The 14,134-nt window shown below is 66.8% G+C and carries 7 protein-coding genes and 3 pseudogenes; 5 read left to right on the forward strand and 5 right to left on the reverse strand.

Annotation, left to right across the window (positions count from 1 at the left end; translation table 11 throughout):
* Positions 1-406 precede the first annotated feature (406 nt).
* The 5 genes and pseudogenes from MMB17_RS22170 to MMB17_RS22195 all read right to left on the reverse strand — a co-directional run bounded on the left by MMB17_RS22170 (position 407) and on the right by MMB17_RS22195 (position 9,783).
* A pseudogene (locus tag MMB17_RS22170) lies at positions 407-971 on the reverse strand (Isoquinoline 1-oxidoreductase subunit).
* A gap of 68 nt (positions 972-1,039) precedes the next feature.
* Complete coding sequence (locus MMB17_RS22175) at positions 1,040-1,555, reverse strand: (2Fe-2S)-binding protein (protein WP_241100299.1); 516 nt, start codon at positions 1,553-1,555, stop codon at positions 1,040-1,042.
* Positions 1,552-4,333: pseudogene (locus MMB17_RS22180) on the reverse strand (xanthine dehydrogenase family protein molybdopterin-binding subunit). Before MMB17_RS22180 ends, MMB17_RS22175 begins: the two are co-directional and overlap by 4 nt.
* A 452-nt stretch (positions 4,334-4,785) precedes the next feature.
* Entirely contained in the window at positions 4,786-5,307 is a 522-nt protein-coding gene (locus MMB17_RS22185; RefSeq protein ID WP_241100300.1) for a helix-turn-helix domain-containing protein, read from the reverse strand.
* A gap of 444 nt (positions 5,308-5,751) precedes the next feature.
* Entirely contained in the window at positions 5,752-9,783 is a 4,032-nt protein-coding gene (locus tag MMB17_RS22195; protein ID WP_241100301.1) for a flagellin, read from the reverse strand.
* A gap of 578 nt (positions 9,784-10,361) precedes the next feature.
* Here MMB17_RS22195 and MMB17_RS22200 point away from each other — a divergent pair.
* From MMB17_RS22200 to MMB17_RS22220, 5 genes and pseudogenes are all read left to right on the forward strand, one after another.
* Positions 10,362-11,234 (forward strand): helix-turn-helix domain-containing protein, encoded by an 873-nt coding sequence (locus MMB17_RS22200; protein ID WP_241102265.1) that lies wholly within the window; start codon positions 10,362-10,364, stop codon positions 11,232-11,234.
* A gap of 32 nt (positions 11,235-11,266) precedes the next feature.
* Complete coding sequence (locus MMB17_RS22205) at positions 11,267-11,608, forward strand: Flp family type IVb pilin (protein WP_241100302.1); 342 nt, start codon at positions 11,267-11,269, stop codon at positions 11,606-11,608.
* 7 nt (positions 11,609-11,615) lie between these two features.
* Entirely contained in the window at positions 11,616-12,536 is a 921-nt protein-coding gene (locus MMB17_RS22210) for a hypothetical protein (protein WP_241100303.1), read from the forward strand.
* Between the two features lie 364 nt (positions 12,537-12,900).
* Positions 12,901-13,152 (forward strand): hypothetical protein, encoded by a 252-nt coding sequence (locus MMB17_RS22215; protein WP_241100304.1) that lies wholly within the window; start codon positions 12,901-12,903, stop codon positions 13,150-13,152.
* A 206-nt stretch (positions 13,153-13,358) separates the two neighbouring features.
* Positions 13,359-14,113, forward strand: a pseudogene (locus MMB17_RS22220) (IS5 family transposase).
* The last annotated feature ends 21 nt before the right edge of the window (positions 14,114-14,134 follow it).

Below are 14,134 nucleotides of genomic sequence, written 5' to 3' on the forward strand. Positions count from 1 at the left end.
GGCAGGCCGCGGGCCTTGGTCTCGGCGACGATGGAGTCGCGCGCGTCGCCCCCATGAGTTCGTAATCCATCAGATATCGGCGGCCGAAGAAGGTCTCGCCCACGGTGCGGTCGGCGATGATGCGGGTGAGCGAGTCGAGCACGTCCTGCCGCGCGGCCTGTGCCGGCGTCGGCACCGGGCGCCGACGATGACGTCCATATAGGCCGGGATCTCCGGCTGCGCCTGGGCCGCGCCGGCTGCGAGCGCGAGGGCGCCCGACAGCGTCGCTGCGGACCAGCGGCGGCGCAGTGCGGCAAGGCGGCTCATGTCTTCCTCCTCATCGAAGCCTCCCGGTCGCGGCGGACACGTCTCATCCGCGGGCCCGGCGGCATTGCCGCGCCCGCTCCCACCGTTCTCGGACGGCGTGTCAGGGGCAGGCGGCGCCGCTGGCGATCCAGGCTTCGACGAGCGCCTTGGCCTGCTTCTGGGTTGCCAGGCGCCGGGCTGCGCCCGCGGCCTGGTGCCCAGGCCCAGCCAACGAGGCTGTCGTCGCCGATATGCGCGACGAGATCCTGCAGCGAGCGGCCGCCGTTGCGGGCCGGGTCCTTGATCTGCGCGCAGATCGCCGCGACGCTGCGGCCCTCCCAGGCCATCTCCGCCGGGGCGAGGTGCCAGACCGGATGGTCGGGCAGGCCGGCCGGGTCGAAGTTCGCCGGCCCGTGGCAGCGGTCGCAGCGCAAGGCTGGGAGGCCGTGGCCGTCCGCGCCCCGGGAGACCGGCGGCTGATGCGGCCGGGCCTCGTCGCCCTGCCGCGGCCGGTCCCCGGCCGGGTGGCAGTTGGTGCAGCGCGGATGGGTCAGCACCCGGCCGAGCTCGGTGAAGGTGGCCGCCGAGCGCGCCCGGGAATCGGCGATCCCGGCGAAGCTTTCGGGGCTGGCCAGGGCGGAGGACGGCCCGTTGCCGGGCCCGACGGGGCCGCCTCGGCTCGCCATCGTGCCAGCGAGAAGGCCGGCGAGGCCGAACGCGGCGGCGAGGAGAGCGATGCGCATCGGCACGTCCCTCAGGCGAGGTAGCGGGCGGGATCGGCGAGGATCACCGCGCGCACCGCCTCATGATACTTCACGTAGCCCGAGCAGCGGCAGAGATGCCCGTCCAGCGCCTCGGCCACCACCCGCTCCACGTCGGCGCGGCCGATCGGCGCCTTCTCCAGGCGCTCCAGCAGAACCTGGCCCTCGTTGAGGAAGCCCGGGGTGCAGTAGCCGCACTGGAAGGCGAAATGCTCAATGAAGCTCGCCTGCAGGGGCGTCAGGCGGCCGTCCCGGGCATGGCCCTCGACGGTGCGGATCGTCTTCCCGTCGAACGACACGGCCGGCGCGACGCAGGTCGGCGTCGTCGCGCTGGTGCCGTCGGCCTCGTCGACGATGATCGCGCAGCTCAGGCACTGCGCCGCCCCGCAGCCGAACTTGGTGCCGGTCATGCCCAGCACCTCGCGCAGGAAGTCGTTCATGGTCAGGTCGTCGCGGATCGCGACCGGGCCGTGCGGGCGCCCGTTGATCGTGAGCGAGATCGTCGTCACCCCAGAACTCCCTTGATCATCGCCTGGGTCACCGGCAGCGACTGGAAGCGGTGGCCGGTCGCCGCATGGATGGCGTTGAGCAGCGCCGGCACCACCGGAATCATCACCACCTCCGCCATGCCCTTGGGCGGCTCGCGCGGCGAGAGCGGCGGCAGCACCTCGATCTCGAGGTCGTGCAGGGGCAGGTCGGAGCCGCGCGCCACCAGGTAGCGGCCGAGATTCCACTGGCCGTTGCCGGGCCCGTCCTCGAAGGGCGGCAGGGTCTCCAGCAGGGCGTAGCCGACCCCCATGGCGAACCCGCCCTGCGCCTGGCCGAGCACGACCTGGGGCACCAGCACTGCGCCGCATTCGAGCACGCTGTAGGCCTTGGCGATGGTGAGCGCGCCGCTGGCGCGATCGATCTCCACCCGCACCACCGTGCCGCACATGGAGGTGAAGGCCGTGCCGATGCGGTTGTACTCCGTCGGCGGGAAGGCGACCGCCCGGCGGTCGATCCGCACGAAGCCGCCCGCGCCCCGCCGGATCGCGAGGGCGTCGATGTCGGCGGTCCAGTCCTCTTCGGGAAGCCCGAAGGTCGCCTCCGCCCAGGCCCAGCGGGAGAATGCGTGGGTCATCGCCCCGGTGACGCCGCCCTGCTGGTGGGCTTTGGCGGCGATGGTCTTGAGCGGCAGGGGCGAGAGGCCGGAGAGGATCAGCACATCGCCCTGCCAGTAGGCGTCCTGCCACTGGCGCGTCCGCGGGTCGCCGGGGGCAATGCCCCACAGTGCCAGGGCCGCCGGCCACAGGCCGAACCGGAAGACGATGCGGGCGGCCTCGGCGGCTGCGTGCGTGCCTACATGCGCCCCGATGGAGGCGCTGGTCGGCGAGGAGATCGCCGGCACCCAGCGCGGGTCGCGTGCCGCCGCATCCTGCTCGGCCTGGCTGATCGCGTAGGGATCGCCCGAGCTGCGCAGGCCCAGCTCATCGAAGGCGTCGACCTGCGCCACGGTCACCGCATCGGCACGGCGGCCGAGATGGGCGGCGACGCGGTTGGCCAGCGCCGTGCCGATCCCGTTGCCCATCTCCACGGCGTCGCTGTGGATCGCGACGCGCCCTTCGGCATCGATGCTGACCGCGCCCAGGGAGCAATCCGCCCCGGTCCCGTAATCCTTGGCCGCGCAGGCGACGCCCGTGCCGACGAGCACGCCCGGCCGCGCCTGCCTTTGATGGAGCGCGCGGTCCCGCCAGATCGGATGGGCCTCGAGCTTGTCGAGGATCTCCGGGGCGCGGACCGAGACCGAGAAGGGGTTGCCCGTCATGGTGCGACCGCCGGGCGGCAGAGCGTTGCGCCGGCGCAGCTCGATCGGGTCGAGGGGCAAGGCGGCCGCGACCTCGTCGATCAGCGTCTCCAGCGCCGTCATGGTCTGCAGCGTGCCGTAGCCGCGCGTGGACCCGGCGGTGACGCCGCGGCTGTGCTCGGCCACCGTGGTCACGTCGACCTTCGGCACGTCGTACATGCTGATCGCGCCGGTGGCCCCAACCGTCGCGACGCTGGCCGAGTAATTGGCGAGGCCGCCCCCGTCGAGCACGTGGTCGGCCGCGAAGGCGCGGATCAATCCGCTCGCCCGGTCGACCCCGATCTGCGAGCGCATGGCGAAGGCGTGACGCTTCACGCCGCCCTGGAACTGCTGGAACCGGTCATGGGCGAGGCGCACCGGCCGGCCGGGCAGGAAGATCGCCGCCAGCGCCACGTAGAGGGGGAAGGGCGTGTGTGTGGTCGCGCCCGCCGAAGCCGCCGCCCACATGGGCGAACTTGGCGTCGATCCGCACGGGTCGGCGGTCCGCCTGCGCGGTGCCGAGCAGCGTCGCCACCGATTCCGCGGCCTCGAAGGGCGACTGCACGCCGAGCACGATGTCGAGCACCTTGCCCGACGGCTCGTACCAGGCGAGCCCGGCCTCCGGCTCCAGGAACATCGGGTCGACTGATTGCGTGGTGAAGGCGCGCTCCAGGGTGAGCACGGCCGGGTCGGCCCCCTTCAGCTCCGCGCGGATCGCCTCGCCGTGCCGGGCGCCCTGGGCGTAGGCGCCGCCCTCGGCCACCGGCAGCGCCGCCCAGATCGGCCGGCCGGAGCTCTCGGTGAAGCCCGGGCTGATCCAGCCCTCCCGGATCGGCGCGTAGAGATCGGGCGCCTCGGGCGTCGCGCCGGCGACGCGGGTGAAGCGATAGGCGGCGTAGTTCGGCCGCTTCAGCGGGCCGGTCTCCCGGCCGAATTTCAGCATGCCCCCCTCGCGGAAGGCGAGCCGCGCCCGGTCGTAGGCGTCGAATTGCGTGAACAGGAGGAGCGCGACCGGCTGCCCGAGATAGAGCGGCGTCTCGCCGACCGGGCAGAGCAGGTCGCCGGCGTAGAAGGCCGGCACCGTCACGCCGAGGCGCGCGAGGTCGGACGCCGTCACCACCACGTCGGGCGCGGCGGCCGGATCGAGGCGGGCCAGGTCGAGCCCCTCGTAGACATGGGTCGCGTTGTTGGCGCGTACGAGCAGGGCGTGGCTCGTCCGGGCCGGCCAGCCCGGCATGTCCGAGGCGCGGAAATCCGAGGCGTAGAGCTTCTCGCCCGTGACCTTCGCGACGCCGTCGATGCGGCCGGCGGCCGGGCCGAAGGGGCTCGCCTGAGGCAGCGTCTCATGGGCCAGGAAGGGCTGCGGTCCGGGGGCCGCCTGGGCGCGGGCGAGACGGGACAGCGTGATCGCGATGCCGCCGGCCATGCCGAGCTTGACGAAATCGCGCCGCGACGCTCGCATCCTGCCCACTCCTCAACGACCCGACGCCGGACCTGCAGTGACGATCACACTGGATTTGCACTCGAGATCCGATGATCTGCAGAATCGAGCAAAACATCATCTCTTGTGCATGCGCTTTGAAGTCTAACGGCCATGCCGCGCGTCCGGCCGTCGATCTGCCGGCAAAACGTTTCCCGGAAATCTCTTTAGAATGACTTAAAAGCATGCAAGATTTGCTTGAGTCAATGCGCTGCTGCGGTGGAAAATAAAAATATTTGTAAGCGAGTGATTTATTTGGTTTGAACAAAAATGGACTATCGGCCGAGATGTCCCTAATCCCGGCGATCGGCGCCTTCGACCGATTCTATTGCCCCGCGCAGTATCCGGCGCGGCGGCCTCGCGCGGCCCTGAGACGGATCGACAACGAATATATCCGTGGGTCGCGCCTCGCCCTGCGACCCGCGGGCGAGCGATCAGGCGCGGCTCGCCCGCAGGTCGCGCGGCGAGAGGTCGAAGCGTCGGCGGAAGGCGCGGTTGAAGGTCGGGATATCGGTGAACCCGCAGGCATAAGCGATCGTCGCGACCGTCCGCGCGTCGTGGCGCGGCGACGCCAGGCGCCGGTAGGCGAGGTTGCCCGGGCCGATCACCACCATGTCGCGGGCGTTGCGATCGATGGGGCAGGCCCTGAAATCCAGCCCTATCGGGCTGCTGATCGTGTGCGTCAGGATCCAGTCCGGCATAGCGACGGTGAGGCGCTTGGCCGAGAACGGCTCGCGCGGATGTTGGCGATCGACATCGCCGAATCGTGCAAGCGCCGTGCTCTGCCAGAACTCGAAGGCCCGATCGAGCTCGACGTGGCTTGTCGGTTCAATCATGCTCGGGACCACTACGGGTTTGGACATGCGCTGGATTCCCGCAGTGCCCGGCGAATGCTGCCAAGCCCTCTTTGCCTCTATCTCTCGAACTGCGTCGTCCTGACAACGGATCACGGGCATTTGGCCGGAGGGGGCGGACGCTGGCCCACTACCAAGCCGCCGGTGCGGGAGGCGCCCTCAACATCTCCAGCGCCGCTTCGAGCACGTGTGTGTTGGCGCGGGACCTGACTGGCCTGAGTGGGAAAGAGGCCGCCCTCCCGAAACGTCCGGCTGCGCGCCGGGTGACGCTGACGGGCCTCATCTTGGGGCTGCGTGCCGGCCTATAACGGAAGCACCTGCCGGGCTGCAGCGGCAAGACGAGTTGCTGGTGGTTGAGCGCTTGGCAGGTTGCAGGCGTCCGGGCCGTTCTGCAACGCGCGCCGCCGGAGTAGTCGTAGCAGGCTGCCGAGGCCCTCGACCCGTTACACCCATCCCGGGATTATATGCCCGCGGCCGATGGGGCGGCCGCGGGAAAGAAGGAGTGGGACGGATGGGACAGCCATCCGTCCCGGTTCCCCGGAGACTTCAGCGCAGCAGTTGCAGGATGCCCTGCTGGGCCTGGTTGGCAAGCGACAGTGCCGAGATCGCGAGCGAGTTGCGGGTCGAGAGCGCCTGGGAGTTCGCCGCCTCCTCGTTGAGGTCGGCATTCGTCAGGTTCGCTGCGCCCGTGTCGAGGATGTTGGTGATCGCCTTGGTGAAGTCCTGACGGTTCTGCACCACCATCAGGTTGGAGCCGAAGGTTGAGGACTGGCTCCGCAACAGGCTGGTGGCCGTGCTGAGCGAGTCGATGGCCGCGGTGATCTCGGTATCGGTTTGGAAGTTGCCGGAGACGGCATCGAGACCGAGACCCGTCGCGTCGAATCTCACGCCCTGGATGTCGAGCGCCGAGGTGTTCTTCTCGTTGAAGGTGATGTGCAGGGTGTTGTCGGCAGCGTTGTTGCTGTCGCGATAGAGAAGGTTCACGCCGTTATAGCCCGAGTCCTGTGCCTGCCGCGAGATCTGCTGCAGGATCTGGTTGTACTGGGCGGCCAGCGAGGATCGGGCCGAGCTGATGCCCTTGCTGCCGCCGACGTCGGTGCCGCTGGCCGTCTGGGCGGTCGCTCCCTGTCCTGAGATTCCGAACCCGATATCGACCGCGCCGACGCCGCCCGATGTCGCCTGGGCTGCCGAGACGGCGAGCTTCTGGTTGGAGCCTGAGGCCGTGGTGGAGATCACGAGCTTGTTGTTGACGTAGCTCGCGCTCACCTTGCCGGCGAGCCCGGTATCGGCCGCGATCTGGTCGTTGATCGCCTTGGCAATGGCGCTTTGGCTGGTCGTCGCAGAACTTCCGAAAGTGCTGCTGTTCAAGCTGATCATCTTCATCGGGCCGTCGCCGAGCTTCAGCGTGAAGGACGCGTCCTTCGTACCGCTGAAGTCCCGGGTCGGATACGCGCTCTGGTCGGTCCCGACGATGGAGGCCTGCGAGGATCCGTCGGTGGCTGCAGAGCCCGTGGCCGTCGTGGCAATGGCGGCTTGTCCGGTTCCCTGCGTATAGGTGCCGTTCGTTGTCACGGTGCTGCCGACACCGAGCTGAGCCGTGTCGCTGATCCCGGACAGGGTGGCCTTCGCCTGGCTGCCGACCGCCTGCGAGGTCACGGTGAGCTTGCCGCTGGCCGCGTCAAACGAGACCGTGGCCTTCACCGGCGCCGGGTTGCCGTTGGAGGTTGCGTTGTTAAGCTGATACTGGATCGCTGCGGCGACCTGCGCCTTGGTAGCGTTCGCGCCGATCGGCGTCGTGCCGTCCGTGGTGCTGTTCTGGTTGATCGTGACGGTCGTGCTGTTGGTGCCGTCACCGATGTTGAACGTGCTGGACTTGCCGGCCGACAGGTCGATGGTGCCGTTCCCATTGAACGCGGCCGCGGTGCCGGCGGTCGTCGAGGCCGCGGTGCCGAGGCCGAGTCCGAGCGCATCCGTCAGGCCGGTCGATCCCGCGGCCGTCGGCGTGATGGCGGGCGGAGCCGACTGGCTGTCGGCCGAGACGAAGGTCAGTTTGTTCTGGCTGTTGATGTAGGCCGAGTAGCCGGTGCCGTTCAGTTGCGCGTTCACCGACTTCGCGAGCGCGGCGAGCGTTGCGCTGGTGCCGAGCGTCCCGGAGCCGCCATTTCCGTCGGTTGCCGTCGCGCTGACGGTCACGGTCGTTCCGCTGACCTTGAAGCTGGAGGATTTGCCGCCGCTCAGGTCGAGGCTGCCATTGACCAGCTTCGTCGAGAGGTCGGTGGTCAGCGTCGTCGTCGCGGGTGTGCCGAACAGGCCGAGCTGATCGGTGTTGCTACCGCCGTTGGTGCCGATGGCCGGTGGCGTGCTGCCGCCGTTGGAGGCGGAAAAGACCAGTTTGCCACCAGTCAGGCTCGCGGTGACGCCGGTAACGCCGGCGCCCTGCATGGCCACGTTGACCGCCTGGGCCAGCTTGCTCGGATCCGAGGCGAGCGTGTGGGCAGGGTCGGAATCGTACAGCGAGGCGCCGCCGACGGTGACCGCAGTGCCGTTGACCGTGAAGGTGGTGTGGCCGCCGGTGCCGAACGAGTTGGCGTTCAGCGTCGTCGCGGCGTTGGCTGCCGTCGCCGTGGCCTGGGCGCTCTGCGTCGTGGTGCTCGACGAGGCCTGGGTCCCGGCGGCGCCGGCTGCCACGTCCGCGAAAACCGCTGCGCCGGTCGTGTCCGAGGCGTTGCTGATCGTCAGAGCGCTGGCAGACGGGTCGCTGCCGACGAAGTTGAGCTTGCCGGCCGTGTCGACATACGCCTTGAACTTCGTGCCGGCGAGCTGCGTATTGATCGAGTCGAGCACGTCCGCTGAGGAGACGGCGTTGGTGTTGTTGTTCCCGAGCGTGGCCTGACCGCTCTTCGGCGAGTCGGCGTTGATCGTGACGCTTTTCGTATTGCCGCTGGCATCGCTGATGGTGAAGGCCGCAGCCTTGTTGCCGGTCAGATCAAAGGTCGTGCCGTTGAAGGCGGCCGTCAATTTCGTCGAGGCAGGGCTTGAGAGCAGGCCGAGGTAATCGTCCGTGATGCTCACCGTCGGCGCGGCATTCGCCTGATTGGCGTCGGTGAAGGTGATGTGGCCGCTGCTGTCCGCGCCTGCGGTGATGCTGGCCGCCGCCGAGCCGGCGGCGTGGAGCTGGGCGTTGATCGCGCCGAGCACGTCCGTGAGCGTCGAGTGGGTGGCAAGCGTGTCGCTGCCCGTTCCCGTCGGTGACGAGGCCTTGAGGGTGACGGTCTGGCCCCCGACGCTGAAGGTGGTGTCCAGCGTGGCCGGGATGGTGATCGAACCGCTGGTCGGCAGAGCCTTGCCGAAGGCGGTGACGCCCGCGGCGCCGGTGCTGGTCACCGCAGGGCCGGCGACGGTGCCGGCCACGGCGTTGCTCACGGACAGGTCGGTCGGCGCGACGGAGGTGCTGCCGGCGCTGTTGAAGCTGGTGAAGCCGATGCCGGTGGCGCCCGTGGCGCCGCCGATCGTGGAATCGGCCCCTCCGGTCACGGTAAGCGCCGCGTCCGGGCCGGTGTCGCTCGAGGTGAAGACGAGCTTGTTCGTCGCGCCGTCCACGCTCACGGTGGCAGAGGAGCCCGCCTGCGTGAGCTGGTACTGGATCGCGGACTGGATGCTGGCCGCGGTCGCTGCGTTGCCCAGCTTGGTGGTTCCGTCGCTGAGCAGCGAATCGCTGTTGAGGGTGATGGTGACGTTCTTCGAGCCGTCCGAGACGCTGAGCGACGCGCTGGCGCCGTTCGCGAAATTGGTGATGGCGCTGAGGGCGTTGGTGGCGGTGACCGTGGCGGCGGTCGGTGGGATCGACGACTTGCCGTAGCCGATATCGACGGTCGAATCGGCCGAGCCGGCCACGCTGAGCTTGGCAGAGGCACCCGTGGCGGTGGTCGCGAAGGCGAGGCGACCGTCGGTGCCGATGCTCGCCGTGACCTTGCCGTTCAGCGCACTGCTCGCCGAGATCTGATTGCTGATCGCGCTCAGGAGCTGGTCGCTCGTGACCTTGGTCAGGTCGAGGCCCGCTTTGCTGAGCGAATTCGAGTCGAGGCGGATCGTTGTCTTGGTATTCCCGCCATCGAGCGAGATATCGAGCGAGGCGTCCTTCGTCGGGCTCGACAGATCGAAGGTGGTGGTGCCGTTCGCGGTCGTGCCGAGGCTTGCGAGCGTCGAGCCGCCATTCACCTTGGCGGTCTGGGCCGCCGAGCCTCCGGTGAGGCCGCTGCTGCCGCCGGTCTTGTCGGCGAGTGCCTGCTGGGCCGTCGACTTCGCGCTGTCGAGAAGCTTCTGGATCGAGGTGATGCCCTGGTTGGCCGCCTGGATGACCTGCACGCCGTTCGACATGCCGTCGAGCAGTGCCGAGAGGTCGGACGAGCGAGCGGTCAGGCTCTGCGAAGTGAAAAAGTTGGTCGGATTGTCGAGAGCCGAGTTCACCTTCTTGCCCGTCGAGAGACGTGTCTGGGTCGTGGCGAGAAGGTTGGCCGTATCCTGCAGCGACAGCAGGTTCTGCCGCGTCGCTGCCGAGAGCGTGATGCTGGATGACATGGTGAGATCCGATCGAGCTGAGGCCGAACGCTTCGGCGACACGGCAATCAGAGATCGGCAAGATTACTCAGAATCTAATTTCTCTGCCTCCATTGCGATGTATTGATCGCGTTTTATCTCATATATGTCTGAGAATGCTTCAAAGTAATCAAATATCGCTCTGAGTACCAAAAGTATCGCATTTTGTCTCATTGCTGCGATGCTTAAGGCGGATTCATCTGCGCTGGTGGGAAAATCGCGCAAACGAGTTCAGGGTAGGCCGTCGAGATCCTCGCAAAATTTGACATTTTGCCCCGATTGCACGTCGAGAAACATACAGATAATCGACATGCATATTGCTTGGCTCGACTTGGGCTGTGCTTTTGGTCTGCCTAAATCGCGTATGAGCATCGCTGCTTTTGCTATGAGCAAAAGGGCCTCGGTTAAGCATTCATGGCCGGGACATGACAAGCGTCGCTGCCGATAGGTTCACGCCCCCCGTCGATCCGGTTGCCGCGTGGCGAGCATGGGCCGAGCATCTCACCCCGGTCTTCGATGCGACCGCGCTGACCGGGACGCAGATCGACGGCACGGTGTCGATGTGCAGCTACAATCTCGGGAACGTCCTCGTCGGGGAGATGTCGGCGCCGGCGCAGAAGCTCGAGCGCAGCGCGCGCAAGGCCGCGCAGCAGGGCATCGATCACGTGCTCATCCAGCTCTACCGGAGGGGGACGAGCCGGCTGCGCACCCGGCACCGCGAGGTCGAGGTGAGGCCCTCGGATTTCGTGGTCTATGATCTCGCGCAGCCGGTCGAGACGGATTCACCGCCCGTCTCAGTAACGAGCATCCTTCTGCCGCGTGCCAGGCTGGCCCCCCGCGCTGGCGCGGTCGAAGCCTTGCATGGGAGCGTCTTCAGCGCGGCGCAGGACCCGGTCGCGCGACTGCTCTCGTCCTATCTCTGCGAGACGGTCGGGCTGATGGAGAAGATCGATGCCGCGCATCTGCCGGGCATCGCGGAAGCCGCCTCGAAGCTCTGCAGCACCGCGCTTCCCGGTACCCCGACGGAGGGCGAAGCGGCGGAGCGGCGGACCAGCCTCGAAATTCGGGCCTTCATCCTGAATCATCTCGGCTCGCCCAACCTTGGGGCGGAGACGATCTGCGCCCGCTTCGGCCTGTCGCGCGCCACCCTGTACCGACAGTTCGCTGCGGATGAGGGTGTGCAGAACTACATCCGTGAGCGGCGCCTCGCTCGGGCGATGCGGCTCCTGACCCGAAACGACGGTGGGCCCCGGCCCCGCGTCTCGAGCGTCGCCTATGCCACGGGCTTCTCAAACGAGAAAACGTTTAGCCGCGCCTTCAAGCAACGGTTCGGTTTCCTGCCCCGGGAAGCCTCCGCCGAGCCGTTGATCTGGCCTGACCAATCGAAGGGCGGCTCCACCCTCGGAACGTGGATTCGACAACTGGATCTGTGACCATCCCGGGTTGCGTGAGGCGAGACGCTGCGATGCGATTCCGATCATTTGCGACGAGCGCGGCAGGTGCGACCGCTATCGAGTACGGATTAATCGCTGCACTGTTCTGCGGCGTGTCGATACCGGCCTACAGGATGCTGGCGCCTAAACTGAAGCAGGCCGTGCTCACGCACCTAGCCCCCGCGCGGGGCGAGGGGATTTTCTTCGGCACCGAGGAGCAGCCTCGCGAGCGTCCTGTGCAATCCCGCAGCGTGTTGCCGGAAGAGGCGCTTGCGGCCGCCAAACGCAACGCGTTCCGCGCCAACATGCATTCCGGATCCGCGATCCGCACCGATGGCCGCCTCGATGAATCGGCGCAGGTGCGCGAAAGGTAGAACGACCTTGAAGCCCTATCCGACCGACAGCGGCCTCTTTCGCCGATTCATTCCCGATATCGAGCATCGGACGACTGGCGAGATCGTCTCACATCCGGACTATGCGCGAATCCGGACCATCTACATTGCGCATATGCTGTCGCACTACGAAGTCCGCCGCTTTCCAGGCAATTGGCCGTCGACCGCGTATCGTGTTGCGGCCATCGGTGTCATCGTAAGCCTTCACGCGTCTTATGATGCCGACGACCGATCGACCTGGCCAACCCTCAAGCGGTTCAAGGATGCGGCTGCCTTGATCGGTCTTTCCAGTCCTCGCCAGCTCGACGACTTCATCGCCCGCGTGATGGCGACCGGACATGTCACCGTCGAGCGCCCGGCCGCCGACGGGCGCCTGCGATTCCTCCAGCCGACGGAGAAGATGCTGACATGGGATCGCGATTGGCTCTGCAGCTACTACGATATTCTGCAGATGCTCTATCCAGGCAGCGATTATGGTATCGCGGTCCGGCGCGACCAGGAGTTCTATGTCGCCCATCGCCGCAATGCCCTGAAGATTTTTAGCGTCATCGCCCAGCTTCTCATGAAGGATGCCGCGCTTCTTCCATTTGCACAGATGAACAATGGGGCTCTTGTCCTGATGAATTTGCTTCTCATCAAGAGCCAGGATCCGTGTTCAACCGTGACGGAGACGAGCTTCGCCGGATTGATGGACCGCCTCGGTGTTTCGCGATCGCATATCCGCAACGTCATCGTCGCAGCAGAAGCGCACAATTTGGTCGAGCGCATCGGAGCCGGCCGGAAGGCTATCACCCTCACGCCTCGCGGGATCAGCGCCATTGACCGCTACATCGGCGATTCCCTCTCATCTTACGATCTCACCTTTCGAATTGCGGAAATGACGATGAATAATAAAAATATAAAATTCTAATGGAGATGCTGATTGGCTCCCACGCGGTAGTCGAGGCTCAAAACGAGTGCAGGGTCGGCCTTTGCTGTACGGTGAGAGCGCTATCCGATCAGGGTGCGTCATAGAAGGTAGGCTCGACACTCATTGAGTGCGAAGCGGTTCAGGCTGGGCCGTATGCGACGCCGCGCTCCTGGGAGAACGGCCTTCACCCGCGGCTCTGCTGAAGGGTTCAGCTGGGTGACGGGCGGCGCCCCCAGTGTCCCTGTGGATCGCCACGGCGGCAAAGCGTGGCCACGTGCTCCCGAACACAGCCAAGCCGGGGCGATCCGGTGTCAATCACGACAGACGCCAGCAAGACGTCGCATCGACATCAGGAGATCTTCCCATGACCCACCGTGACATGACCGCGATGACCACCGATCAGACCATCGGCGCCCAGCCCGTTCTTCTTTCCGACGACGCTCTCGATCAGGTCCATGGCGGCGCCCGCTCGGCGTTCGGAGACCTCGACCGCATGTTCAACGACATCAAGCGCGGCATCGGCAACGGCGCGACCCATGTGGACTACCACCACGAGAGCAAGACGGTCGGCGGCAACACGACGACGGTCACGCAGAGCCGCTTCCGCCGCCGGTAAGCCAAAGCCGTCCCAAGCCCTGCCATGTCGGCCCGCCCGGTTCGCCGCGGCGGGCTCGTTCGTTTCCGGCCGGATTGCCGCCGCGGCGGCCGCGCTCTGGGAGGATTTGCCGGTATGCGTCGGCCTAGGTAGGGGACTCATACAACCAATTGCTTTCTCTTGCGTTTTCTTCCTGGGTATGGGGCTTCCTGCGTAGGAGGATCGCAATGGCACGGCTGTTCTGGCTCTCGGACGAAGCCTGGGCGCGGATCGAACCGCAGTTGCCTCACGGTCAACCGGGCAAGCCGCGGGTCGATGACCGGCGGGTGATCAGCGGCATCCTACATGTGCTGAAGGTCGGCTGCCGCTGGCAGGACACGCCCTCTGCCTACGGCCCGCACACGACGATCTACAACCGCTACAACAGGTGGTCTCAGCGCGGTGTCTGGCAGCGGCTTTTTGCCAGGCTCGCTGCCGCAGGTCCTGTCCCCGAGGAGCTGATGCTCGATGCCTCTCACGTGAAGGCACACCGCTCGGCATCCGGCGGAAAAGGGGGGCCTGGATCCAAGCCATCGGCCGCTCGCGCGGCGGCTTCACGAGCAAAATCCATTGCTTGGCCGATGGTCGTGGCCGACCGATTGCGTTCACCCTGACACCGGGCAACGTGGCCGACATCAGTATGGCGTTGCCTCTGTTACAGGCCGTCGTACCACCCAAGCGCCTGATTGCCGACAAGGCCTACGACGCACAGAGCCTGAGGGATTGGTTGAAGAGCCGCAAGGTGATCGCCACCATCCCGTCCACGGCCTCCCGGACGGTCCCCTACAAGCACAGCCGGATCGCCTACCGGCGGCGCAACCGGATCGAGCGCCTGTTCGGCCATCTCAAAAACTGGCGGCGCGTCGCGACCCGATATGACCGTTTGTCTTGCAACTATCTGGCCGCCGTCGCGCTCGTTTCCTGTGTCGTCGCATGGACCTGAATGAGTCCACGACCTAGGAGC

It is taken from the genome of Methylobacterium organophilum, from assembly GCF_022533465.1.
Taxonomy (GTDB): domain Bacteria; phylum Pseudomonadota; class Alphaproteobacteria; order Rhizobiales; family Beijerinckiaceae; genus Methylobacterium; species Methylobacterium organophilum.